Origin of the sequence: Marinobacter sp., from assembly GCF_014859525.1 — a bacterium.
Taxonomy (GTDB): Bacteria; Pseudomonadota; Gammaproteobacteria; order Pseudomonadales; family Oleiphilaceae; genus Marinobacter.
In genome coordinates, this window is sequence record NZ_JACUUB010000028.1 from 12,527 (window position 1) to 35,657 (window position 23,131).

Consider the following 23,131-nt stretch of genomic DNA (forward strand, 5'->3'; position numbering starts at 1 on the left):
CATAATCGGGCGCTCATGCATGAAACTCAACCCCTTTAATACCCGCATCGGCCTTGCTCTGGGCGGCGGTGCCGCCAAGGGCATTGCTCACATCGGCGTTCTCAAAGCCTTTGAAGATGAGCAAATTCCGATTCATTGCATTTCGGGTACCAGTGCAGGGGCGCTGATTGCCAGTTATCACGCTTTCGGCCGCCCGGCAGAGTCCATTCTGTCCATTTGTTCAACACTTAACCTGTCGAAGATTATCAACTTTACCTTCGAGCGTGGCGGCCTGTTCAACACCAAAGCCATTCGGGACATGATCCACAGGGATCTTGGCGACGTCCGGATCGAAGACGCCGACATTCCCCTGGCCATCTGCGCCACAGATATCGAAACCGGCGAACAGCTGATCTTCAAAAAGGGAAACCTCGCGGATGCGGTATGCGCGTCCATGGCGGTGCCAGGCCTGTTTGTGCCCGTAGAGGTCGATGGCAGGATTCTGGTGGACGGCGGATTGGTTGAAAACGTTCCGATATCGCCGCTGGCGAAAATGGGCGCAGGCATTACCGTGGCCATTGATCTGAGCCACGTTAGCCGTTACCCGAAACCGAAAGATACGTTTGATGTGATCAGCAACGCCATCAACATCGGCATCGATTTTAATACCCGCAAGCAACTGAAGAAGGCAGACATCGCGGTCCTGCTGGACTTAAGCCGCTACAGCCTTACCGACAACTCCGATTGTGTAGACGAGCTTTATCTGGAAGGCTACCACCCCATGAAGAAAAAAATTCGCCAGGTGCTCTGGTACAAGCGGATGCATACGATTATCAGCGTATCCAAAGCAGCCGGAGCCGTGCTGCCCTTTAAGGTGCCAGAAATAATCAAAGATCGTAAACGCTCAAATTAAACTGATTCGGACGAGCAAGGTGAACCAAAAGGCGATTTTCAGCCTATTACTTACACCTTATAAATTTTCGCAGCGAACGGAGTTGCTACATGATTACAGTCCACCACCTCAATAATTCCCGCTCACAACGCGTTCTCTGGATGCTGGAAGAGCTGGGCGTACCCTACGAAATCAAACACTACCAGCGTGACCCCGAGACCATGCTGGCACCGGCAAGCCTCAAAAAGGTACACCCACTGGGTAAATCACCGGTGATCACCGACGGCGATCTGGTGGTGGCAGAGTCTGGCGCCATCATCGAATATCTGGCCCACACTTATGGCAAAGACACCATGCTGCCCGAAGGCGGCGGCCAGGCCTGGCTGGATTATACTTACTGGATGCATTACGCCGAGGGCTCTTTGATGCCGCCACTGGTCATGCGCCTGGTGTTTGAAAAAGTCAAAACCAGCCCGATGCCCTTCTTTATCCGGCCGGTGGCAAAAGGTATTTCAGACAAAACCAATCAGATTTTTATCGGCCCGATGATCAGAACGCACCTCGATTTTGTGGAAGCCCACCTGTCAAAGAACACCTGGTTTTTAGGGGACAATCTAAGCGCAGCGGATATACAAATGAGCTTCCCGCTGGAAGCCTCGGTGGCACGTGATATCGTTGGTAATACACGTCCCCATATCACCGCCTGGGTCGAACGAGTGCATGCCAGACCGGCTTACCAGAATGCGTTGAAGAAAGGCGGTGAGTACGATTTCGCCTGAGGAAGCCGCCTCAGCAAACACCGCCTTGGAGCCTCTATGCCCTACCAGTTCAAAGACCTCAAAAACGCCTGCCCCACAGAGTGGCAGGACTACATCGAACACAGTTTTGTGAAGCAGCTGGGTAACGGCTCACTGACCCAGGAAGCGTTCCAGCACTACTTAAAGCAGGATTATCTGTTCTTGATTCAGTTTGCCAGGGCCTATGCTCTGGCGGCTTACAAAAGCCCCACCTTGACGGATCTTTTACAAGCCAAAGATGGACTGCTGGCCATTCTGGATACCGAATTAGGCTTGCACGTAAGCTATTGTAAGGAATGGGGAATCTCAGAGCAGGAACTGAATAATCTGCCAGAAGCCCGGGCCACCCTCGCCTACACCCGGTACGTGCTCGACACCGGCAACCGCGGCGACCTTCTGGATCTGCACGTGGCGCTATCCCCCTGCATGGTGGGCTACGGTGAAATCGCCAACTGGCTGAACCAGAACGCAGATACCCTTCGAGGTGAAGCCAATCCCTATGATGCCTGGATTGCCATGTACGAGAGCGACGAGTTCCAGAGCGCCATGCAGGCAGAGATTTGCTGGCTTGATGAGCGACTGGCCGATGTCACCCCGGCCCGGTTCGAGCAACTCACTCGAATTTTTCGGGACGCCACCCGGCTGGAAATCGATTTCTGGGATATGGGGCTGAATTTGAGCGATTGAGCCTGACGGTGCCACCCCCAAATCGTTCATCCAGGCAAAAGCTTTCCCTGACCGGAAGGCTTTTGCCTGCTTATCCGTTTAATGGCGCAACACACAATACTGATTTTTAGCTGGCTTTCAGATTAACCTGCTTTGAGCCTGAAGAAGCGTATTGCCCACTCTTACCTTTAACCACCTGTTCAACAACCCCGCCAGACTTCAAAAAAGCAGCCGTTTGCTCTTCAATCATGGCAGTTGTTAATGTCGCTTTTACGGGCTTCTTACTCATAGTGCTCTCCAGGTCAACAGTTGGCTTGGTCGCCAACCTGAACCTGCCATTATATCCGAAATAAGAAAAAATTGTTTGGAGTGAAATTTACACGCCCAAAAACGGCCTCCGCCTGAGCAACCCAAAACAATTTTAAACTATGCTATGCACAGCCTGCTAATTAGCGTACTGTGATCTCCGTTGGAAAGATTTAGCAAAGCGTTTCACGAATAAGACCTTTTGAGTTGACATACTTCTCGTCCTGTTTTTGACCCTGCACGTTTTTTATTTCCCGCATATCGCTGATCAAAAATCACTACGATCTTTTGGCAGCACACTATTGATTAAAATCAGGATAATTATTATGTCTACCATTAAAGGCAACGTTAAGTTCTTCAATGAAGCAAAAGGTTTCGGCTTTATTACTCGTGAAGGCGGTGCGGACGTTTTTGTTCACTACAGCTCTATTCAGGGTGGCGGATTCAAGACGTTGGCCGAAGGCCAGGAAGTTGAATTCAGCGTAACTGAAGGCCAGAAAGGCCCACAGGCTGAGAACGTTATTGGCCTGTAAGTAACAGCCAATACGTAAGAAAAAAGGCAGCCTCGGCTGCCTTTTTTCTTGATCCAACCAGGGCCGGAAAGATAATTAACTGCCAAGGCCATAGAACGGTCATCAGTTACTTTTCACATTAATCTGCTCCGGGCCAGCAGCAGTCAATTGCCCCCGTCTACCTTTCCCCGCATGCTCGACACCCCGCCAGATTTCAAAAAGGGGCGGTCTGCGCTTCAATCCCGGCAAACGTTAACGTCGCTTTCACGGCGTTCTTGCCCATAGCATTTTCCAAGTTTAATCTAGGCTCGGTCGCCAGTTGTCGCCCTCTGGCGTATCTGAAACAGGAAAAATTGTTGGGAAATGTGTAATCCACGATCTCGGCCCAAGCCAGGGACGCCGGCGCTCAACAAATTCAACGACTACAAAGCGGACATCAAACCATGTCACTCAACGAACAGCCTGCCAACACTCAAGCCACGCACTCACTGAAGCAGCGCGCGGCCTCAAAGCTTTTACGAACGGCAGGCTGGAACATCCACCGTTTTCCCGACATCCCCAAAGCCATGGTTGTTGCCGGGCCCCACACATCAAACTGGGACGGAGTGCTGGGGCTCGCCTGCGGCCTGGCTTTAGGGCTGGATGCCAGATTCATGATCAAGCACACTCTGTTCAAAGGCCCTTTGGGCTGGCTTTTGCGGAAGTTCGGAGCAATACCGGTGGATCGCTCACAGGCCGGCGGTATTGTTGGGCAGGCGGTGGAGCAGTTTAATACCAATGATCATATGGCGATTGTGGTCACCCCGGAGGGAACCCGTCACAACGCCAGCAAGTGGAAAACGGGGTTTCATCACATTGCGCGGCAGGCGGGTGTACCGATTGTTCTGGCCGTAGCTGATTACCGCAAAAAGCAGCTCACCTTCCCGGTCATCCTGCAGCCTTCAGATGATCTGGAAGCTGACATGCAACAACTCTATGAAGGCTTTGCAGAGGCGACACCGCGCCGCCCCGAAAGGCTGTCAGAACCAGTAAAAGTGCTATGGGAGGCCAAAAACCTGGTCAGAAAATAACGCTGCCCGGGTTCTCCCAAGGGGTAGATTAGTGATAGCTTCGTCACCACCTACCCCTATTTATTGGCCAGAGACGAGAACAACCATGTCTGAAGCAGAGAACCTGAAACCAAATACCTTGTATATCGAAGTATCCGGCGCCGGCCTGCCTGAGGTAGACGGGCTTTATATACCCTCAGAAGCCCCGCCCACCAAATCCGATGCCGGCGTTATGTCTGCCCGCGGTTACTGGAATGGCAAGATGGCGTGGGACCGTGCCGACGGCAAGGCAGCCAGAAGTCCGGCGATCTCCTACTCCATCGGCTTCAAATCCTGGCGCATCTGCCGACTGGACGGCCACCTGGCTTACGAAATCGGTGGTGATGACGAATTACCGCCTACCGATCGCCAGTGGAACGTCTACAAAATGGGCGTTGCCCCGGCACCCAAGGTCGTGATCCACCACTCGGATCCAAGAGCGGCGAGGTAACCGCTAACGCCCGCCAATGCTGATCGCAACGCCTTAGTGATGACCACCCGGCCCATGGGCATGGTCGTGCACTAACGGTTCAGGATCAGCATTGTGGACTTCGGGATCTCGATATCGAGGGTCAGGGTTTTATATCGGCCTTCGAAAAACCAGGCACGCCTCAACCGCCGGAAGCCTCACGCTTCGTTCGCTTTCCGGTACTGCCCCTGATAATCAAACACCCGCTCCTGCACTTGCCAATAGTGCTTTTGCTTGCGGGCAATCACGAAATCCGGCGCCGGCAACAAAGCTTGCACCTCAAGCACCTCCTCTGCCTTGCCGAACGTTCTCGGGGCCTGGCCGTGGGCAAATCTGCGGCCGAACAGTCGGTTGAACACACGCCGCTGGGCTGGCTTGCTGAAATCAAACGACTCCTTCAGTTCTTCCCCATCTTCGCCGTGATAGGTGATCCTCAGCCTGCCACCCTCAACACCCAGCGAGATTCCCGCGCAGCGAATGACCCTGGCATCCTTGAGTTTCAGCGCATCCCGCAGCTGATCATCGGGATCAATGATGGCTTTGTGGCAAAGCCCACAGTTGCGGGCGGCAATATCGTTCTCGCCACCGCAGTGGGGGCACTCCTTGAAACGAAACCGGTAATCACACTGCCGGGCACGCGCTCCATCGCCTTCCGCAGGCTCCAGCAGTCCCTGGCAGCGGCGCCCGTAGTGCTCAACCACCTGGCCGTTGCTGTCGGTTTTACCCCAGAAAATATTGGCAAAGCCACAGCCCGGGCAAAACACCTGCACCGGTTCACTGTCTGGATTGGGTTTTGGCTGCCCAACCTCCGGGTGATGCAGGTTTATGTGGTTGCCGGCGTAATCCATCACCAGGCAATCCTGTTTGCCCTCATCCAGGCGCAGACCCCGGCCCACCATCTGCTGATACAGGCTCACCGACTGGGTAGGCCGAAGAATGGCGATCAGGTCCACGTGGGGCGCGTCAAACCCGGTGGTAAGCACGGACACATTCACCAGATACTTTAACTGCCGCTGCTTGAAGTGCTGGACCAGCAGGTCCCGGTCTTTCAGGTCGGTCGCGCCAGTCACCAGAGCGGTCTGGTGTTCCGGCAGATAACCGGTGATCTCCCGCGCATGCGCCACCGTTGCGGCGAAAATCATCACTCCTTTACGCTCATCGGCCAGTTCGATCACCTGCTCAATGATGGCGCGGGTCACTCGCTTGTGCTTGCTCAGCAGCTGGTTAACGTCTTTCTCGGCGTATTCACCAAAGCGGTCCTGGGCGAGCGCGGAGAAATCGTATTGCGCCACCGCCGCGTTTACCAACTCCGGCGGCGTGAGATAGCCCCGGTTGATCATGTAACTCAACGGCAGCTCGTAGATGCAGTGCTGAAAGGGCGTAACCTGACCCTCACCAGAGCCGCGCACAAAGCCCCGGTAGTGATAGCGGTAGATCCAGCCCGTGGCCAGGCGATAGGGTGTGGCGGTGAGCCCGAGCACTTTCAGGGAGTCGTTCTGCTGCCGCAGCAGCTCGATGATTTGTTGATACTGGCTGGTTTCCTCACCGCTGACCCGGTGGCACTCGTCGATGATCACCAACGAGTATTCATTCCGGAACTGGTCCAGGTTCGCCGCCACCGACTGCACACTGGCAAAGGTCACCTGATGCCGGCGTTCCTTGCGCTTAAGCCCGGCGGAGAAGATGCCGCCGGTTAGCCCATAGCTCTCGTACTTGGCGTGGTTCTGCTCCACCAGTTCCTTTACGTGGGTCAGCACCAGAATCCTGCGCCGGGCCAGGCGGGCCAGCTCGGCAATCACCAGGCTTTTGCCGGCACCGGTTGGCAACACAATAACGGCAGACTCATCCGATTGGCGGAAATGACTCAGCGTGGCGTCGACGGCTTCCTGCTGGTAGGGGCGCAGTGTGAAAGGCGCATTCATTTTTGAGGATGTAATGGTTCAGCCTGATTCTTTTTGATGGCCATAGGGTTCTCTGCGGCGATTCACGATATGACATTATAACCAGCAGCGGCGTTGACTCCACTGGCCCCTGCCTTCGACTCGCGCTCTGCACCAAAACCTTGCGGAATATTGACTTAGAACAAGGCAAAGTAGAAACTTGCGCACATGCAGTCCAAACGTCGCTATCTGATTTTCATGCTTATCCTATGGCTGCCCGCTCAGGGGCTGGCGACAGCGCTCCTGCATTGCGACATCATCCACCCGGCGCAAACAGCTTTCGACGATCACTCTTCCCTGCACCACGAGCATGCCTCGATTCCATCAGCAGCAGCGGACGAGCATAGCGGCAGTGCGTCAGACAGCACTGGCCAACTTCATGCCAGCCAGAAACACCCGGACTCTCAACACGTTGACCCCTGCCAGCAATGCTGCCAGGTCTGCACAACCTTGATCCCCTCCCCTGCTCTTATGGGCAGTCCAGCTCTGGCCACTCCGATCATTCGGCCTGCAGAGAGCGCAGACAGTTTTATTTCCGACCCGCTGTTCCACCCACCACAAATCCGCAGTTAACCACGAGACCTGAACCTGCCGGGGCATTGATCGCTGCGGCATGAATACCGGTGACCTTGAGGCAATACAACCATGAAAAACCTGATTGGCGGCGCTCTGGCCGTCCTGTTTCTGCAGGGCTGTGCCACGATGGCTCCCCCTGATTATTCAAAGCTGGAGGCTGATCTCGACCCCCTGCTGCAGTCCCCTGCACGTGGTCAGATTCACCAAACCCTGGAACTGTCGGAGCAGGAGCGGTTTGAGCGAGTTGATGATCTCTTGTTCGAACCACTCACACCCGGAAACGCGCAACATCTGGCGCTGGTTAACAGCCCACACATCCGCGCTCACCTGCATCGACTAGGCGTTGTTGAAGCTGAACAGGTGCAGGCTCAAATGCTGAGCAATCCCACCCTGGCCGTGTCGGCAATGCGCCCGGAGGGTGGTGGGCGCTGGGAGCTGGGGCTAGGCCTGAGCCAGAGCGTGCTAGACCTGATGACCCGTTCGCTGCGCAAGACCCTGGCAGAAGAAGCGCTGACCAGCGCCCGGCTTGACCTGCTCGACACTCTTAACCAGGAGCTGTATCAGGTTCAGCAGGATTACTTTCATGCCGTGGGTGCCAGCCACCGTGAGGCAGTCGCCCGGCTGGCCCTGAACGCAGCGGAAACCGCCGCCTTGCTGGCCGAACGCCTGCACGAAGCCGGCAACCTGAAAGAACTGACCCTGCTGCACTACCGTGATCAACAGTTACAGAGCCAGCGAGCCCTGCGCCGCGCCCAGGCGGACGCACAGCAAGCCCAGACCACACTGGCGCTGCGCCTGGGCCTTGAGCACCCGGCCATGATGGAGTTGCCGACCACGCTGCCACAGCTGCCAGATGATGAACAGGTAGACGTGGCCAGCCTGACCGATCACGCCCTCACACAGCGTCTGGACCTGCGCATTGCGCGACAGCTCCAGGAAGTTGCCGGACATCGCGAGTCGTTTTACGCACGCCAGGGCAGGTTCACTCAGTGGGATATCGGTGTTGATGTGGAGCGCGGCTCAGACGGCGTATACAGTGCCGGCCCCACAATGGCTGTCGGTTTACCCCTGTTCGATCGTAACCAGGCCCGCCGGGCCGGCGCCGGCGCTCAGCTTTTACGCGCCGACGCCCTGGTGGATGCCAGAACGCTGGAACTGCGCACGCAACTCCCAGACCTGGCGAACCGTTTACGCCTGACTCGAGACAACGTTGAGCAACTCGAGCAACAGGTGATTCCGCAATGGCAGCAGCAAGTGGACCTGAACCTGCGTGAATACAACTTTATGCTATCGGGCGCCTTTGAACTGCTTAACGCCAAGGCGCGAGAGTTTGAGGCCTGGCGCGAGCATGCTCAAACCCTTGAGCAGTACTGGATTCAACGCATACTCCTGGCAATGGTCAGCGCCACGCCTTTGGACGCCGCTCTGCCCGACGCGGTACAACTGCCCTCCGTCGAAGCTGGCGGCCAGGGTCACGAACACCACAACCACTGAGGCTGCCACCATGGTTAATCGTCGTCATTTTTTATTAGGCAGTGCCGCGGGTCTGGTGGCTGGAGCGCTACCAGCACAAACCTTCGCCGCGGCTAATCGCAACACCACCACACACACGCCCCTCAACGCTCCTGAGCGGACGGGCCAGGGCTATCGCCCGGTGATCACGCCCAATGGCCGAACACTGGGTTATCGCATGCGCGATGGCGTTAAAGAGTTCCACCTGATTGCCGAAGAAATCGAACACAGCTTTGGCGACGGCACCACCATCAAGGCCTGGGGTTACAACGGCATGACCCCGGGGCCTACCCTTGAGGCGGTAGAGGGTGACCGGGTAAGAATCTATGTGACTAACCGTCTCAAAGAACCAACCAGTGTGCACTGGCACGGTCTGTTACTGCCCAATGGTATGGACGGAGTCGCCGGCCTGACCCAACCTTCCATCCCGCCGGGCAAAACCTTTGTCTATGAGTTCCCGCTGGTGCAGCATGGTACCCACATGTACCACCCGCACTCCGATGAAATGGTGCAGATGGCCATGGGTATGATGGGCATGTTCATCATTCACCCCCGCGAGCCGGAGGCCAACCCGGTAGACCGGGACTACGCCATCATGCTGCATAACTGGGCCGTACATCCGGGCACTTATCGGCCCGACCCTGCGATCATGCAGGACTTTGATCTTTGGACCATGAACAGCAAGGTTTTCCCGTTTATCGACTCACTGGTGGCACAAACCGGCGAGCGGGTGCGCATTCGCATGGGCAACCTGTCTATGTGGAATCACCCCATGCATGTTCACGGCGTCAAGTTTCACGTCACCGGCGGCGACGGCGGGCGCTGGCCCCAGTCGCTCTGGCGCACGGAAGCCACCGAGATTGTCGGCGTAGGCCAGGCCCGGGACATCGAGTTTATCGCGGAGCCCGGCGACTGGGCCTTCCACTGCCATATGGCCCACCACACCATGAACGCGATGGGGCACGATATCCCCAACACCCTGGGTGTGAATCAGAACGAGGTCGAGCAACGTATTCAGGCGCTGGTGCCCGGCTATATGGCGATGGGCGAAAAAGGCATGGGCGAACACCAGACCCACGTCGATGCCGGCCATATGCCCGGCCCAGAGAACACCCTGGCCATGATGATGGGCAAAGGCCCGTTCGGAAATATGGAAATGGGCGGGATGTTTACCGTCATCAAAGTTCGCGATCAGCTCGACGGAGACCCTGGCTGGTATCAACACCCAACCGGCACTGTCGCCCGCGAGACCGATCAAGTCCCCAATGATCTACCCAAGTAACTTCAATAACCGGAGAAAGAGCCATGAACCGACACATATTTTTGCCACTGATGCTGATGATTTTCGCCCTCACGGGTGCCAGCCTGGCCCACGCCCATACGGATGTGATCTCTTCGTCACCGGCCAGCGACGAACACATAGAGACATCCCCTGAATACCTCGGTCTGGAGTTCGGCGACAACGTAAGGCTGATGCGGGTTAACCTGACTGATGGCGATGGCCAACGGGTACGAGTGGATTTTCGACCCAGCCGAGAGTCCAACATGGATTACCGGATTGACTTGCCAACACTGAAAGAGGGTCACTACGAAGTGGAATGGCGCGCCATGGCCGACGACGGACACACCATGACCGGCGGCTTCAGCTTTCACCTCGGCGGGAACCCTGACGACCATAAAAGCAACGAAGACTCGGGCTCAGGCCACGAAGGCCACCACTGACCGCCATGGACATCTGGACTCTCCTGACCGTCGTCACCAAGGTGCTGATCTATCTCGGCACCGCGGGTGTTATTGGCGGCCTGTTCTGTCTGTGGCTGCTTAAGCCCCATGGCCTGGAAAGGCCAATACAAGGCTACATGTTTGTGGCGGGGCTGCTGGGGCTAGCGGCTACGGCGGTCAGCTTTCCGGTGTACACAGGCGCGGCCATAGGGGACGGCATCGCCGGTGCCTTCGACCCGGACATCGCCGTCATTCTGTGGCAAACCAACGTAGGTGACAGCACCCGGGCACGCCTGCTGGGTTTTATTCTCGCCCTCGCAGGCGTATGCCTGCTAAGGCGGGGGTCCGGCTACCTTCGCTACGCCTTGATAATAGCCGGTGCAGTCAGCCTGCTGTTCTCCTTTACGCAAACCGGACATTTACACGACGACAACCGTGGCACCGTGTTGCTGGTCATTCACCTGTTAGGGGTATCCCTTTGGCTGGGCTCACTCTATCCGCTGAGGCGAGCCAGTGATGGCCATGGAATTGCTCAACTGCAGGCCAGCATGGACCGCTTTGGCCAGACCGCCGTGGCCTTTGTTGGCGCACTGGTAATCTGCGGCGTGCTGATGACCCTGATACTGGTTCAGCCACTCTCGGGGCTGATCTACAGCGCCTACGGCTGGCTGCTTCTGATCAAACTCTCCCTGGTATCGCTGTTGCTGGCGCTCGGCGCCATCAACAAGTTCTACCTGGTGCCCCGGCTGACACGTCCGGGCCATAGCCAGCGGCTTCGCACATCCATCAGCGCCGAGATGGCCCTCGGGGTGGCGATTCTGGTTATGACGGCGTTACTGACCACGGCGGTGGGGCCGGAATAGCCGTCTTTAATGATGCCCGCCTGGCCCGTGCGCGTGGCCGTGGGCTATCTCTTCCGGATCGGCCGCGCGCACTTCGAGGATCTCGATATCGAAGGTCAGGGTTTTACCGGCCATCGGGTGATTGGTGTCGACATCAGCAAACTTGAGGCCGACCTTGGCAACCACCACATGGCGCCGGCCCTGCTCGGTTTGCACCTGGGCGACCATGCCCGGTTTCCAGCGTTTGGCACCGATCAAATGCTTGACTGGTACGCGCTGCACCGCATCGGCCTTGCGCGGACCGTAGGCTTTGTCCGGCGTGATGGTGACACTGAAAGTATCGCCAGCGTCACGACCTTCCAGGGCTTCTTCAAGGCCCCGGACAATGCCGCCATGGCCATGCAGGTAGGCGTTCGGCTCGCCGGTACGGGAGTTTTCAACAACGTTGCCCTGTTCATCACTGACACTGTAGTGAAACAAGACCACTTGGTTTTTTTCGATGGGCATAGGGTTCTCTGCGACAGTTTATAGTCCGCCATTATAGCCATTGGCGGCGTTGGTTGCTGGTTCTGAAAGGCAAAACGCTATGCAGGGGCTGGAGCATGGTAAGAACCCCGTTTTATGATACCGTTCAGAGAGAAGGAGACGCTCTGATGACCACCCACCTGCCCTTTTCCCAAGCCTGCGAAAACAACAAAGGCCCCATCCTGGAAAGACTGCGCGAGATCTTCAACGCACCGGGCACCGTGCTGGAGATAGGCACCGGCACGGGGCAGCACGCCGTGCACTTCGCGGCAGCCATGCCCCACTTACAATGGCAGCCCACGGACCACCCCGCGGCCGCGCACTTGGCGGTTGCCCGGCTGGAACAGGCTGCGCTGCCAAATATTCTCCCCATGCGAAAGCTGGACGTGAACAACACCCCATGGCCTACACTGGACTTCCGATGGGCGTTCTCCGCCAACACCGCGCACATCATGGCTTGGACAGAAGTGGAACAGATGTTCCGGGGCATCGGCGCAGGCCTGCCCGAAGACGGCGCGTTTTGCCTGTACGGGCCATTCAGGCATCAGGGCGAGTTCACCAGTGAAAGCAACCGGGCGTTTGACCAGTCACTCAGATCACAGGCGCAACACATGGGCATCCGTGATATCGAGGGTTTTTCTGCGTTGGCCGAGGCGGTGGGCCTGGTGCTGCGAGAAGATTTTGCAATGCCGGCTAACAACGAGATGTTGGTGTTTGTTCCAGGGCGTTCGACCGGCATGAGACCTACAGCCTGAGGATCAGGGGCTGTATCCGCACACTGGTGACCATGCCGTCAATACGCAGGGAGCGCGACCGCCGGGCACCACCAGGGCGTCGTAATTTGCCAGGGCCAGTCCGTCAAAATCCGCATTCAGAGCAAACCGATGGCCGGGCTTTTCGGTGTAGGTCTGGCCGCCCTCAAAATCGTGAATCGCCGTGGCGAACGTGTCGCCCGCCTTTTTGTCCGGGCAAACGGCGTGAACCGTGTGCCCAACAGCCTGCAATGCCTGGAACGGCACCATGGTTTCGTAGTCTTCGGTGAAATCACCAGTAATCATCAGAATCTTCTTCCCACTCATGGCTGTCTCCTTGTGTTTGTATTGCCGGGTCAGGAAACATCAGCAGTGGTGGTGTCGGGGCGGGTATTAAGGGGTTACTACAGGTCTTGTCTTGGTCTACTGCCAGATTAGCGGCCGCAAAGACCTAGACAAATCAAAGCTCATTTGTTGCCGCAAACCCATTGCCTCCGGAGCTACAAGCAACCAGCCCAACGCTCCCAGATTAGCCAGAACCGCCAGCCAGAACACAAACTGATAACTGCCTTTCCGCGTCTTGTGGCGGAAAACCTGCTGCGCCATGAGTGCACCGGGCCAGCCGCAGCAGAGCTCAAAGAAGTGCAGCGTTTTCTCAGCAGTGCGCTGGGCGCCCCGCTGGGCAGCCTTCTTGTCAATCCAGTACATGACAAACAAAACCAGACTCACCCCGCCGTAGGCGGCGGGGATCGAGATCGGCAGATAACCGTGATAGAAAAGGCCAGCCAACACACTGAAAAACACCAGCACAACAGTGGCCGCCATCCAGACTCCCGGCGCAATGTTGGCACCCACCTTTGCCGCTCCAACATATTGGAACCGACCAGCCCTCAGACGGCCCTGGTCATCTTTCGTGGTGCTGAATGTCACCTTGCGATTAGCAACCGGCCGGCCCCGGCCTGCATAACTGCTGATGTGAGCAAACACACGCTCACCGCCACCCTCCGGCGAGATAAAACCAAAACCCTTGGCGTCATTCCAGGCAGTGAGCATTCCTTTCTGATTCAACGAGTTCACAAATACCGCCCACCAGCCCCAATCGCCACCACAATCAGCCCAAGAATCAGATTAGCGCCCACCAGCTTTCGAATCTGCCCCACCTGACGCCCGCCTTCCTGGGGGTTCTGATTGGCAACTGCCTGTTTCAGCCGCCGGAAGGGGGCAAAGTAAACATGGGCGTAGATCAGGATCATCACAATACCGAGCGCCTGCATCACGTGGATATGCCAGCCCGCGCCAGCCATGCCGCCGAACACACTGAAGATCATCCAGTACCCGGTGACCAGCAACAGAACCACTGCCGCCCATACCCACCGGAAAAATCGGGACAAAGTGGCATACCACAACGCGCCTCGATGGGAGGCATCAATCACCTCAACCACCGCCGGGCGCATAGCCATGTAGGCGAAAAACATACCGCCAACCCAGATTACGGCAGATAGGACATGCAGTGCGATGGCCAGACCCATAACGCAACTCCTGGATGAGAAATTCGAGTGATAAGTATAAGTTTAGCCCTCGCGAAACAACTCTAAAACAACGGAAGCGGTTGAGGACGATCGAGCCAGACTATTGAGCTTCAAGCTCTGCCCGAATAGTCTGATAAAATTCAGAATTCCGGGATTCCAAAAACGCCGCAAACTCAAAAGCGTTAAAGCCATGATAGTCCTTCCCCGGACTCTCAATCGGCAGGCTTGGATCCTCTCCCAACTCCAGAAGAGCGCGGAGATAACCCACATCGGCGTAAAGAACGGCCTCATGCACCGGTGCAAGCCCGTTGTGATAGCCGTTCACCGGTTCTCCCCTTGCCGCAAAATGTCGAAGCAACCCATAGCCACGGCGCGTCATGATGGAATCAGCATCGTGCCTATCCAACGAGGCGCCCACGAAATTGATCAAAGGTTGCGAACAACCACCCATCGCCGTCATCGCTTTACCGCAACGTTCACAGGGCCAGTCGAAATTGGTGAGAAGCCAATAGGCCACTGCAGGCCGGATCGCCAGATATCCCTGACAAGAGCGCCTTGCGATTCACGGTATCGACTAATCAAACGCCCCAATGTACCAACCTGAAAAGAAGAACAGAAACATGAGAACCGCATACACTGTGAAAGGCACAACAATCCACAGTTTCAGTGAGAGAGGTAAAGGTTCGTTCTCATCCCCCATTCTCGATTTAATTCGAGGCCCTATTCTTGGAATATGTCGAAAAACCACAAAAGCATATACGTACATCACCCTCATCCAACGACCGATAGGCCCGTTTCCCCAAATGCTGCGAGCTTCATCCAGCTGCTTACCCGGTGTCGCTACTCGACGTTCCACCTCCGCTGTTTTTCGGAAAAGCAACGTAACCATAAGCAAAAGCAAAATGAATCCAATACCCAAAGAGAGCGCGCCTAAAATTACCACCAAGTCTGTCAATCGGCCCTCATTCATGAATCATCTCCCTGACCTTCTCGCCAAACGCCTCACCAGCCTTACCTCCATAGTTTCCGCCCACAGCGGCACCTACGCCGCCGACGATCACTGCGCAGGCTATTCCTCCAATACCTGCAGAAGTGACACCAAAGGCTAAACAGCCATATGAAGCACCGGCTCCAATAGCACCGCCACTCATCGAGCCCACCAGCTTGCCGCCCTCCTGGTACGAAACGGCCTGACAGGCCCTCTCGTCACCCGCAGTGCAAGCCTCATGAATTTTCATCGCCGACATAGACACATCCAGGGTGATCCCAAGATATCCCACATTTCGGGCATATTTTGCTCCCCTAGACACCCGCTCATGATGCGTTGCATAGCCAGGTATACCGCCAACCCCAGCCGTCTTCCAATTATGCACAATGCTCTTCGAGGACAGCCCCAAAGCCCGCTTCAAATTTGCATCATCATCTAGTGACATCCCCTTGCGGGCCACACTTCCAAGAGCAAAATCCAGTTTCTTGAAAAGCGCTCGCCGCTTCTCGAAAAAATCCGGGTGGTTGAGATGCCCATGTTTCCGGTAACTGTCCTGATGAAGCCGCTCGATGTTTTTCAACGTCGCCTCAATACTGCCAATCTGCTTCGAGACCATCACGGCCCCGGCACCCAAACCTGCCGAACCTGTCGAGGTGATGGCCTCCAATAAATCGTAGTATTTGACAAGAAACTGCGCTTCATCCTGCTCCAGTGATCTAACCTGCGCATTCATCTGCGCTGCCACCTCCATCAACTCGACTTCTTTTTGAGTGCATTCCATACCCTCTGGGTCACCCAGCACAATCATCTCTCCGGGCATCAACTGCCCGCCCAGGCCTGGATTCAATCGATCAAAATGATCTGGCTTTGCCGAGGCGTCTCCGTACAAGGCGTTCAACAATTCCGTTTTACTCATCGGCCTCTGAACGACGTGGTAACCCGGTTCTACCACAGTCTGAGACTGATCCTTTGTTGGGGATGAGATTGGAGTTGATGCCGTCATACTGGATGCAGCCGGCCCGCCTGCCGAGGCATTGCTCGTGCCATTAGCGGCACCGCTGGCACTTTGTGATTCCGGAATAGCGCTGCCAGAGTGACTAGCACGAGAGGCCGCTTGCGGAGCCGGCTTTGACGGCGCCGGTGAGATACCCGAAAACGGCGTGGGCGTGAAGGTATCGCCAATCACAACGCTACCACTGCCGATAGTGACGCCCCCGCACGAGACCGCGCTGCCTGTGACTGCCGCAGGAATACCGTTGATGAGCACGGTTGCCGAACCCGCAGCGATGGCTCGCGGGTGGGAAGGATGTTTCGGTTTGGAGTGCGGGGCGAGAGGATCACCCACGCGGGCAACAGGTTTGCCGTCAATCAGTACATCGGGGGAGCCGGCAATAACCGGCGTGGGTGGGAATCCTTGGTGATCTGTACCCAAGTCACCCAGCAACACAACTTTCTTGCTCATTCCTTTGCTCCTTCTTTCCTTGAAGAGTCATCCATCGATTTCAGGGGCCGTCACTGGCACCACGCGTCATATGGTAAACAAAGACTCACCAAGACCCAACCCAAAAGTTAATACATACAGACAACGCTTGAGAAGTGAGTAAGCTTGAATCCGATGACCTTCGGGCTCAAGATTTCCACACAATGCCCAGGCCATGGCCTGCACTCAAATGAGAGACCTCATCAACATGCCAAAACCAAACCGCATCTACCTAGCCGGCCCGGAGGTCTTCTTCCCGGCAGAGGAACACCAAGCTATCGTCGCCGAGAAAAAACGCCTGCTCCGGGACGCCGGATTCGAGGGCGTCGACCCGCTGGACACAGCGCTGACGTTTTCAGACAAAGAGGCAAAAACGGAACGCGGTCACCGGATATACCAGGCCAACCGAGAACTGATGGACAGCTGCGACGTAATCATCGCCAACCTCACACCCTTTCGTGGTATCAGCGCCGATCCGGGTACTGTATTCGAGGTGGGTTACATGATCGGCCAGGGCAAGCCCGCATTCGGGTTCACCCTGGACAGCCGGCTTTATCAGCAACGGGCGGGTGCAACCTGCCAGGACGAACTGGGCCACACCATTGAGGATTTCGAGATGAGCGATAACCTGATGATCGAAGGCGGAATCCGTGAATCCGGTGGTCAGTTGTTTTTGGCGCTGCGGCCAGGCGAACACCCGTTCTTCTCAGCGGCGCTGTTCCACCGCTGTGTGCGAGCGCTCGCCGATAATTGAGTCTGTCCTCAACAGGCACACCTCAAAGCCGCTCAATGGCCTTGAGCAACGAATTGAAGGCTTTGGAGAAACTCCGCTCAGCTGTCCGATCCATCATCCGGCCGAGCAGTGGTACTCGAACACGCCCTTCGGAAATCCAGACCACTCGGGTCTGTTCGCCCTCAGCCTTTAAAACAATCTCACCCCTCGTATGCTCAACCGCGAACGGGCTCGATTGTTCAATGCGATAGTGCATCCGGTTAGGCCGTTCAAATTGCGTGATGCGCTCGGTCAGTTCAAGCCGGCCGGCGCCGATAATCCGAAGCGCGCCCGTACCGTTTTTCTCGTCTTTCCCTTCTTCAACCAGCACAGACTTGCTAACGCCGGGAAAACGATCGTAACGGGCATGATCTGCGATGGCCTCAAAGACCGTATCTATATCGGTGTTGAGAAGCCTCTCAACGTGAATGCGAAACATAGCGACTCCTTATCATCTGGACTGACAGACACGATACCCTTACGCCGCGTTAAAGAAATGGGTTTTCTCGAGGACTGCTTATGAATTACCAGTATGCAATCGTAAAGATTGAAGGCGACCTTGCCATCCTGCTCTGCAACGGCTGCGGCATCACGCTCGCAGAGGGCACCAAACACGAGGACCGTGAGCACTACTGCACGATGTGCATGAGCGGCAACTGCAAAGCAAAATTCAAGAAGGGAAATTGAGAACTTAACTTAAAGAGAGGGGCCATCATGGTCACCGGCTAACCTCCTAAACCGGCCGCCGGAGAGAGCGAGGCACAGCTGGTTTGCCCATAACAGGCCCGTATAACCCATCACCGGAAAGTACCGCGTCCCTTCCGTTAAACCGAATCCAGGCTTCGGGGCAAAGCTGACGTAATCCTCACCAAATAACCTGACGCCGCAGCTCTCGCAGTCATTCTTCGAGTAAGAAACCCGCAACGCATAGAGCTCAAACTTTTTCGGCAGCTGTAACAACTGAGCTTAAAAATGTCGAGGCCGGGTCAGTTTTTATTGAGAGTGGAAATGCCGTCGATCTCGGTCACCGTTTTGGCACCCACCCGCTCAATAATTTTTAGCAGGGTGGATTGAATCGTTTCATCTTCCCGGGCGTCACCGCCACTCACAACCGTCTGCTTCTGGGGATCTGCACCCTCTTCCTCGACAAAGGAAATAACAACCTCGGAGGCCAAATCCGGCGTATTTCCAAAGTACTCCAGGGACACTAGCGGATAGCCGTGGAAGCCCTTCTTAACCTGTTTGGCAATACGCTTTTTTGCTTTATCCACATGCATAGTCGGGCCTGTCGCTACGTTTGTTATCGGGGTGTCATACGAACACCTATTAGATACTATTCGCCAATTCTATGCCGTTAAATTCACCAGAAAATAGATCTGCCACGGCTTCCCAGAGCTACCGAGTACCCGTCGACTGCAGCCACTGGCTGATCTGCGCCTGATTCATAGCACCGCTCTGACGGATCGGTTAGATGCGTTATGTAGGATTATTGATCGGGTGTACTGACAGCGCATAGTCGATCGCCGCAAGCGCCGGGCGGAACTCGGTTTCGTCGGTATCAGTCGTCTCGTGCAGGTCGACGTGCACCAGTATTGGCTCATCGAGCGAAGCGACCAGGTGCATGAGCGCCGCTGGTTTCATAGCCATGCACGCCACCCGTAATCAGCACCACCGGCCGATCGGCACGCCAGTGGCGGCTGCGGATCGCCATCAGCGGATAAACGTCCGGGCCATATTCCAGACAGCCATACTCATGCATATCAAAGCGCGAACGCAGCCGCTCGATCACGTTCAACACATCAGATTCGTAGCTGCGTTGACGGATCTGCCGTGACAGCCACTGAGCACGTTCCGCGTCACCCCAGGGAGTGCCGGGCGTACCGATTGGATAGGCCGATGAAGCGGTGCTCATATCGCTTTTCTCCTTCGGTCCGTCGTTTTCAGAAAAACAGTACCGGAGGCACCCCGAACCGCTTACCCAACGCTTCCATATGTTTGCGGGTCAGCTTTTTCCCTTCAGCACCGTTGAGAATTTTGCTCACATTGCCCTTTGAACCCAACTCCGGCAGATCAGCCACCCCAAGACCGTGTTGAACCATCAGGGTTTTAAGTACAGCAATCCCCCTGTCCGTTTCAGCAACAGTGGCATTAAAGTCGGAAAACTCAGCAGACTGATCCTCCCAGCGCTCAATGCTGACAGCCAGAATCTCAATTAACAGCCGATTGGCGTCGTAGTCATCCACCAACTGATCCATCAGTTCCAACGCTTGCTCATAGTCATCCTGAACCTCAATGTGGGCCACGAAAGGTACCTGAGCCAGCGCATCTCTTATCTCAACAAAAGCAGGCGATAACATAGGCCTCACTCCTTACTACGACGGTATTTGTCAGTCAGCCGGTCGTTTTCGGCGTGACTGCAGATGTGTTTTACGTACATACGATTATCACGAAATTCAATGAAGGCAATCAGCCGTAGATTGTTGCCACCCATGTCGATAACCCACCACTTGTCCCGGTACTTGAAATTGTCGAGGGACGGGAAAACCCGGCGCAGCTGATCAGGTGTTTCAAACGTTCCATTCCGCAACGTGGTGTAAGTATTCACCAGGGCATCCCTGTCATTCGGAAACTGTCTGGCTGCATCATTGAACGGTTTTCTTGAAATTATATGCACAGAACGTCCTTGTTTCTTTTTTGGAAACTCTAGCAGGGGGTTTCCAAAAAAGAAACCACAATTGAGATCATGTTTAGTCTGTTCTGCCAGCACCGGGAATGACATTCTACAATGTACCCGGCACCATCAACCCTGCCATGGACCCCGACATGGTGTTGCTGGGGATGAGCGTGCTTGGGCAGCTGAACTTCTCCCAGCAATCGGGCGTTTTAACCCTGAGCCAGGATAATCGTTGAGAGCGGGTGAGGCCTACGAAGACGCCATCCTATCGCTTTTCTCGGTCGGTCAATCACGCGCGCGCACCTCATTTCCGCTACTATCAAAGTAAGCCGGTGCTGGAGACACAGCCGCTATGGGACTGTCGATAAAACAATCGGAATTTACAGCGGAAGACTTTGACCGTTTTGCGGCCAAGGTGCGAACGGACCTTACCGCCCTCACCCGCCTTCTAAACCGGCCCGGTTTTGGCGAGGGAGAATCGTCCATTGGTGCCGAGGTCGAGTTCTACATCGTCAACCCGGACCTGCGCGTTCAGCCGATCAACACAGAACTGGCCGCCAGCGTTCAGGACCCACAACTGACGGTTGAGCTCAACCGCTTCAATCTTGAGTACAACCTCAGCCCCCAGGCTTTCAAGGGCACCCCCTTTGCCAGAACCGAGCAGGAACTGCTCGCGGCCATGCAGCGAATCAACCGGCACGCCGCCCCCTTGAATGGCGAACTGGTCCCCATCGGCATTCTACCCACGTTGCGCCAGTCCGATATGGGCGCGAAGGCGATGACAGACGAACCCCGCTACCATGCGCTATCCAATGCCTTGATCCAGCAACGGGGAGAGCCCTTCAGCATTCATATCGGTGGCAACGACGTCATCGACCTGGAGGCGGACGACGTCACCATGGAAGGGGCGACCACCTCGTTCCAATTGCACTGGCGCGTTCCAGCCCACCGCTTTGCCGACTACTTCAACGCCGTGCAGCTGGTAACGCCCATTGCGCTGGCGCTGGCCAGCAACTCACCCAGCCTGTTCGGCCACCACCTCTGGGACGAAACCCGTATCGCCCTGTTCAAACAATCCGTCGACAGCCGCTCGCCCAACCACAGAACCTGGAAACACCCGCCACGGGTCTATTACGGCAACGGCTGGGCACGCAGCGCCTGGGAGCTGTTTGCCGCCTCGGCCTCCTTGTATCCCCCGATCATTCCATTGATGTCGGAAGAAAATCCGATGGCGGTGATTGATCGGGGAGAGGTACCGGAACTGGCCGAACTGCGACTGCACCATGGCACGACCTGGCCCTGGAACCGGGCCATTTTTGATCACACAGACGGCGGCCATCTGCGCATCGAAATTCGGTCCATGCCGGCCGGGCCAACGGCCGTGGATATGTGCGCAAACGGGCTGTTCGTGATCGGAGCGGCGTTGGCCGTACTCGAGGATATCCGTCACCTGACGTCGATACTTCCCTTCCATTACACCGAACACAATTTCTATCGTGCCGCCAAATACGGCATCGGTGCCGATATTATTTGGCCACACAAAGACCAGGTACAGTTACAGGACACCCCCCTGTTGAACGTTGCCCGCGACCTGCTGCCGCGCGCCCGGGAAGCCTTGCTACGAACCGCGGTGGACGAGGCAGAGATCCACCGCCTGCTGGGCATCATCGAAGGCCGCATTCAAACCAGGATGACGGGCGCCCGATGGCAGCGCCAGGTCACCGAGTCTTTTTTCCAGTCCCAGACTCCCGACGAGGCGTTCAAGCGTATGCTGTCGCTTTACATGGGCAACCAGAAGACAAACACACCACTGCACGAATGGACCTTGGCACCATGAGCCGCTCGAACACCCTGGATTATCTCAACAACCCCTCACCCCAGACCCTGGGCCGCTCGCCCCTGGAGTGGCTGGACCGGCTGCAACGGCCCACGGTGGTTCGCGTTGCTGGCCGCGATTCCTCTCGGACCCGGGCCATGGCAACGCTGCTGCACGGCAACGAACCCTCAGGGCTGTTCGCGATTCACCGATGGCTACTGGAGCAGCACACCCCGGAGGTCAACCTGCTGTTCCTTCTGGGCGGCGTCCGGCCCGCAAAAATCCCGCCGGTATTGTCGCTGCGCCAAGTGCCAGGCGGCCGTGACCTGAACCGGTGCTTCAAAGAACCGTTTGAAGGAGAGGAAGGCGCAATCGCCCAAGCCATGCTGGCCGAGCTTCAGACAGCCAACCCCGAATGCCTGCTGGACGTGCACAACACCTCCGGCACCGGCCCTGCCTTCGCGGTGACCATCACCAACGACGCAGCCCACCAAGCGCTGGCATCGCTCTTTACCGACCGGCTGATCATGACGGATCTTCGCCTCGGTGCACTGATGGAATATTCCGAGCAGGAGGTGCCCACCGTGACCATCGAGTGTGGCGGGGCTCAGGATGATCACGCACACGAACTGGCGTACGAAGGGCTGGTTCGGTATGCCTCACAATCTGACGTGCTATCGCTGGAAAAAGCGGAATGGAACGTTGCTGTTCTGCGCAATCCGATTCGAGTGGAGTTGGCACCCGATGCGACGATCGAGTACCGGTTAACGCCCAGTGGGCAGGCGGACCTCACGTTTCCGCCCGACATCGAACACCGCAATTTCGGGATTGTGTCGCCGGACGAGCCCCTCGGATGGGTGGGGCAAAAAGGCCTGGACGTTCTCACGGCGATCAGCCACAACCGGACCGAGAACATGGAACAGGTGCTGCAGATCAGGGATGGGCGAATTTACCCTGCCCAGGCCATCAAAGCCTTCATGATTACCACCAACCCGGTGATTGCGAAGAGCGATTGCTTGTTCTATGCCGTCAAAGCAACGGGCGATCCTATTTTTTAAACCATAGTGAGCGGCTTTTCATCGTAGCCGAAGGGAATGCTCAACGAGCGTGAACATACCGATTCGCTCCGCGCTTGGAACCCTCTCTCTTAGTCTGAGGAGTGACATATTCGATCCGTAAGCAAAATACTTCATGCTGCCTCCGTGTCTGCACTGGTCACTCAGGGACTTGGAGTCATAATCTTAGCAAACCCGAGATAGATCTATCCCTCCACTTTCATCCATGAATTTGTTAC

Annotated in this window: 31 protein-coding genes and 1 pseudogene; 17 read left to right on the forward strand and 15 right to left on the reverse strand. The window is 56.2% G+C overall.

The window, feature by feature from the left end:
* Positions 1 to 19: 19 nt before the first annotated feature.
* From IBX51_RS07915 to tenA, 3 genes are all read left to right on the forward strand, one after another.
* Complete coding sequence (locus IBX51_RS07915) at positions 20 to 892, forward strand: patatin-like phospholipase family protein (RefSeq protein WP_291830497.1); 873 nt, start codon at positions 20 to 22, stop codon at positions 890 to 892.
* Between the two features lie 89 nt (positions 893 to 981).
* Positions 982 to 1,650, forward strand: a complete 669-nt coding sequence (locus tag IBX51_RS07920) for a glutathione S-transferase (RefSeq protein WP_291830499.1) — start codon at positions 982 to 984, stop codon at positions 1,648 to 1,650.
* Between the two features lie 36 nt (positions 1,651 to 1,686).
* Entirely contained in the window at positions 1,687 to 2,355 is a 669-nt protein-coding gene (gene tenA / locus IBX51_RS07925) for a thiaminase II (RefSeq protein ID WP_291830502.1), read from the forward strand.
* Between the two features lie 106 nt (positions 2,356 to 2,461).
* On the opposite strand, the gene IBX51_RS07930 is transcribed toward tenA, so the two are convergent.
* Positions 2,462 to 2,623: a hypothetical protein gene (locus IBX51_RS07930; protein WP_291830504.1), complete on the reverse strand. Its 162-nt coding sequence runs from the start codon at positions 2,621 to 2,623 to the stop codon at positions 2,462 to 2,464.
* A gap of 343 nt (positions 2,624 to 2,966) precedes the next feature.
* Between IBX51_RS07930 and IBX51_RS07935 the strand changes: the two genes are divergently transcribed.
* The 3 genes from IBX51_RS07935 (at position 2,967) to IBX51_RS07945 (ending at position 4,691) form a co-directional block, all read left to right on the forward strand.
* Positions 2,967 to 3,173 carry a cold-shock protein gene (locus tag IBX51_RS07935; RefSeq protein WP_044383919.1) on the forward strand — a complete coding sequence of 69 codons (207 nt, stop codon included), beginning with the start codon at positions 2,967 to 2,969 and terminating at the stop codon, positions 3,171 to 3,173.
* Positions 3,174 to 3,595: 422 nt separating this feature from the next.
* A complete protein-coding gene (locus tag IBX51_RS07940) occupies positions 3,596 to 4,222 on the forward strand; it encodes a lysophospholipid acyltransferase family protein (protein ID WP_291830514.1) in 627 nt (208 codons plus the stop codon).
* Positions 4,223 to 4,307: 85 nt separating this feature from the next.
* On the forward strand, positions 4,308 to 4,691 hold the full coding sequence (locus IBX51_RS07945) for a hypothetical protein (protein ID WP_291830516.1): 384 nt from the start codon (positions 4,308 to 4,310) through the stop codon (positions 4,689 to 4,691).
* Between the two features lie 176 nt (positions 4,692 to 4,867).
* Here the strand turns inward: IBX51_RS07945 and IBX51_RS07950 are convergent, their stop codons facing one another.
* Positions 4,868 to 6,631 (reverse strand): DEAD/DEAH box helicase, encoded by a 1,764-nt coding sequence (locus IBX51_RS07950; RefSeq protein ID WP_291830518.1) that lies wholly within the window; start codon positions 6,629 to 6,631, stop codon positions 4,868 to 4,870.
* 186 nt (positions 6,632 to 6,817) lie between these two features.
* Here IBX51_RS07950 and IBX51_RS07955 point away from each other — a divergent pair, with 186 nt between their 5' ends.
* The 5 genes from IBX51_RS07955 (at position 6,818) to IBX51_RS07975 (ending at position 11,322) form a co-directional block, all read left to right on the forward strand.
* On the forward strand, positions 6,818 to 7,222 hold the full coding sequence (locus IBX51_RS07955) for a hypothetical protein (RefSeq protein WP_291830520.1): 405 nt from the start codon (positions 6,818 to 6,820) through the stop codon (positions 7,220 to 7,222).
* 72 nt (positions 7,223 to 7,294) lie between these two features.
* On the forward strand, positions 7,295 to 8,719 hold the full coding sequence (locus tag IBX51_RS07960) for a TolC family protein (protein ID WP_291830522.1): 1,425 nt from the start codon (positions 7,295 to 7,297) through the stop codon (positions 8,717 to 8,719).
* A 10-nt stretch (positions 8,720 to 8,729) separates the two neighbouring features.
* Positions 8,730 to 10,019 carry a copper oxidase gene (locus IBX51_RS07965; protein ID WP_291830524.1) on the forward strand — a complete coding sequence of 430 codons (1,290 nt, stop codon included), beginning with the start codon at positions 8,730 to 8,732 and terminating at the stop codon, positions 10,017 to 10,019.
* A gap of 23 nt (positions 10,020 to 10,042) precedes the next feature.
* Complete coding sequence (locus IBX51_RS07970) at positions 10,043 to 10,459, forward strand: copper resistance protein CopC (protein WP_291830526.1); 417 nt, start codon at positions 10,043 to 10,045, stop codon at positions 10,457 to 10,459.
* Positions 10,460 to 10,464: 5 nt separating this feature from the next.
* Positions 10,465 to 11,322 (forward strand): CopD family protein, encoded by an 858-nt coding sequence (locus tag IBX51_RS07975; RefSeq protein ID WP_291830528.1) that lies wholly within the window; start codon positions 10,465 to 10,467, stop codon positions 11,320 to 11,322.
* 6 nt (positions 11,323 to 11,328) lie between these two features.
* Here the strand turns inward: IBX51_RS07975 and IBX51_RS07980 are convergent, their stop codons facing one another.
* Entirely contained in the window at positions 11,329 to 11,808 is a 480-nt protein-coding gene (locus IBX51_RS07980) for a peptidylprolyl isomerase (protein ID WP_291830530.1), read from the reverse strand.
* Positions 11,809 to 11,954: 146 nt separating this feature from the next.
* Here IBX51_RS07980 and IBX51_RS07985 point away from each other — a divergent pair, with 146 nt between their 5' ends.
* On the forward strand, positions 11,955 to 12,581 hold the full coding sequence (locus IBX51_RS07985; protein WP_291830532.1) for a DUF938 domain-containing protein: 627 nt from the start codon (positions 11,955 to 11,957) through the stop codon (positions 12,579 to 12,581).
* Positions 12,582 to 12,629: 48 nt separating this feature from the next.
* On the opposite strand, the pseudogene IBX51_RS07990 reads toward IBX51_RS07985, so the two are convergent.
* The 6 genes and pseudogenes from IBX51_RS07990 to IBX51_RS08015 form a co-directional block, all read right to left on the reverse strand.
* Positions 12,630 to 12,905 (reverse strand): annotated as a pseudogene (locus IBX51_RS07990) (DJ-1/PfpI family protein); the annotation flags it as partial.
* Between the two features lie 96 nt (positions 12,906 to 13,001).
* Positions 13,002 to 13,646 (reverse strand): cold shock and DUF1294 domain-containing protein, encoded by a 645-nt coding sequence (locus IBX51_RS07995; protein ID WP_291830565.1) that lies wholly within the window; start codon positions 13,644 to 13,646, stop codon positions 13,002 to 13,004.
* A 5-nt stretch (positions 13,647 to 13,651) separates the two neighbouring features.
* A complete protein-coding gene (locus IBX51_RS08000) occupies positions 13,652 to 14,107 on the reverse strand; it encodes a CopD family protein (protein ID WP_291830534.1) in 456 nt (151 codons plus the stop codon).
* Positions 14,108 to 14,207: 100 nt separating this feature from the next.
* Entirely contained in the window at positions 14,208 to 14,567 is a 360-nt protein-coding gene (locus tag IBX51_RS08005; protein ID WP_291830536.1) for a hypothetical protein, read from the reverse strand.
* A gap of 114 nt (positions 14,568 to 14,681) precedes the next feature.
* Positions 14,682 to 15,077 carry a hypothetical protein gene (locus IBX51_RS08010; protein ID WP_291830538.1) on the reverse strand — a complete coding sequence of 132 codons (396 nt, stop codon included), beginning with the start codon at positions 15,075 to 15,077 and terminating at the stop codon, positions 14,682 to 14,684.
* Entirely contained in the window at positions 15,070 to 16,557 is a 1,488-nt protein-coding gene (locus IBX51_RS08015) for a type VI secretion system PAAR protein (RefSeq protein WP_291830540.1), read from the reverse strand. Before IBX51_RS08015 ends, IBX51_RS08010 begins: the two co-directional genes overlap by 8 nt.
* A gap of 226 nt (positions 16,558 to 16,783) precedes the next feature.
* On the opposite strand from IBX51_RS08015, the gene IBX51_RS08020 reads away from it, so the two are divergent.
* A complete protein-coding gene (locus IBX51_RS08020) occupies positions 16,784 to 17,329 on the forward strand; it encodes a nucleoside 2-deoxyribosyltransferase (RefSeq protein WP_291830542.1) in 546 nt (181 codons plus the stop codon).
* A 22-nt stretch (positions 17,330 to 17,351) separates the two neighbouring features.
* Here the strand turns inward: IBX51_RS08020 and IBX51_RS08025 are convergent, their stop codons facing one another.
* Positions 17,352 to 17,786, reverse strand: a complete 435-nt coding sequence (locus IBX51_RS08025; RefSeq protein WP_291830544.1) for an SRPBCC family protein — start codon at positions 17,784 to 17,786, stop codon at positions 17,352 to 17,354.
* Between the two features lie 80 nt (positions 17,787 to 17,866).
* Between IBX51_RS08025 and IBX51_RS08030 the strand changes: the two genes are divergently transcribed.
* The gene (locus IBX51_RS08030; protein ID WP_291830546.1) at positions 17,867 to 18,034 is read left to right on the forward strand and encodes a hypothetical protein; all 168 of its coding nucleotides are present in this window, start codon (positions 17,867 to 17,869) and stop codon (positions 18,032 to 18,034) included.
* A gap of 299 nt (positions 18,035 to 18,333) precedes the next feature.
* Here IBX51_RS08030 and IBX51_RS08035 read toward each other — a convergent pair whose 3' ends face one another.
* The 5 genes from IBX51_RS08035 to IBX51_RS08055 form a co-directional block, all read right to left on the reverse strand.
* Complete coding sequence (locus IBX51_RS08035; protein WP_291830548.1) at positions 18,334 to 18,624, reverse strand: hypothetical protein; 291 nt, start codon at positions 18,622 to 18,624, stop codon at positions 18,334 to 18,336.
* 199 nt (positions 18,625 to 18,823) lie between these two features.
* Positions 18,824 to 18,970, reverse strand: coding sequence for a hypothetical protein (locus IBX51_RS08040; protein WP_291830550.1), 147 nt, complete (start codon positions 18,968 to 18,970; stop codon positions 18,824 to 18,826).
* Positions 18,945 to 19,259, reverse strand: a complete 315-nt coding sequence (locus tag IBX51_RS08045; RefSeq protein WP_291830552.1) for a hypothetical protein — start codon at positions 19,257 to 19,259, stop codon at positions 18,945 to 18,947. Before IBX51_RS08045 ends, IBX51_RS08040 begins: the two co-directional genes overlap by 26 nt.
* 28 nt (positions 19,260 to 19,287) lie before the next feature.
* Positions 19,288 to 19,704 carry a transcriptional regulator gene (locus tag IBX51_RS08050; RefSeq protein WP_291830554.1) on the reverse strand — a complete coding sequence of 139 codons (417 nt, stop codon included), beginning with the start codon at positions 19,702 to 19,704 and terminating at the stop codon, positions 19,288 to 19,290.
* A gap of 5 nt (positions 19,705 to 19,709) precedes the next feature.
* Positions 19,710 to 20,021, reverse strand: coding sequence for a type II toxin-antitoxin system HigB family toxin (locus tag IBX51_RS08055; protein WP_291830557.1), 312 nt, complete (start codon positions 20,019 to 20,021; stop codon positions 19,710 to 19,712).
* 98 nt (positions 20,022 to 20,119) lie between these two features.
* Between IBX51_RS08055 and IBX51_RS08060 the strand changes: the two genes are divergently transcribed.
* The 3 genes from IBX51_RS08060 (at position 20,120) to IBX51_RS08070 (ending at position 22,895) form a co-directional block, all read left to right on the forward strand.
* Positions 20,120 to 20,257 carry a hypothetical protein gene (locus IBX51_RS08060; protein WP_291830559.1) on the forward strand — a complete coding sequence of 46 codons (138 nt, stop codon included), beginning with the start codon at positions 20,120 to 20,122 and terminating at the stop codon, positions 20,255 to 20,257.
* Between the two features lie 116 nt (positions 20,258 to 20,373).
* On the forward strand, positions 20,374 to 21,858 hold the full coding sequence (locus IBX51_RS08065) for a hypothetical protein (RefSeq protein WP_291830561.1): 1,485 nt from the start codon (positions 20,374 to 20,376) through the stop codon (positions 21,856 to 21,858).
* The gene (locus IBX51_RS08070; protein WP_291830563.1) at positions 21,855 to 22,895 is read left to right on the forward strand and encodes a succinylglutamate desuccinylase/aspartoacylase family protein; all 1,041 of its coding nucleotides are present in this window, start codon (positions 21,855 to 21,857) and stop codon (positions 22,893 to 22,895) included. Before IBX51_RS08065 ends, IBX51_RS08070 begins: the two co-directional genes overlap by 4 nt.
* Positions 22,896 to 23,131: the final 236 nt, after the last annotated feature.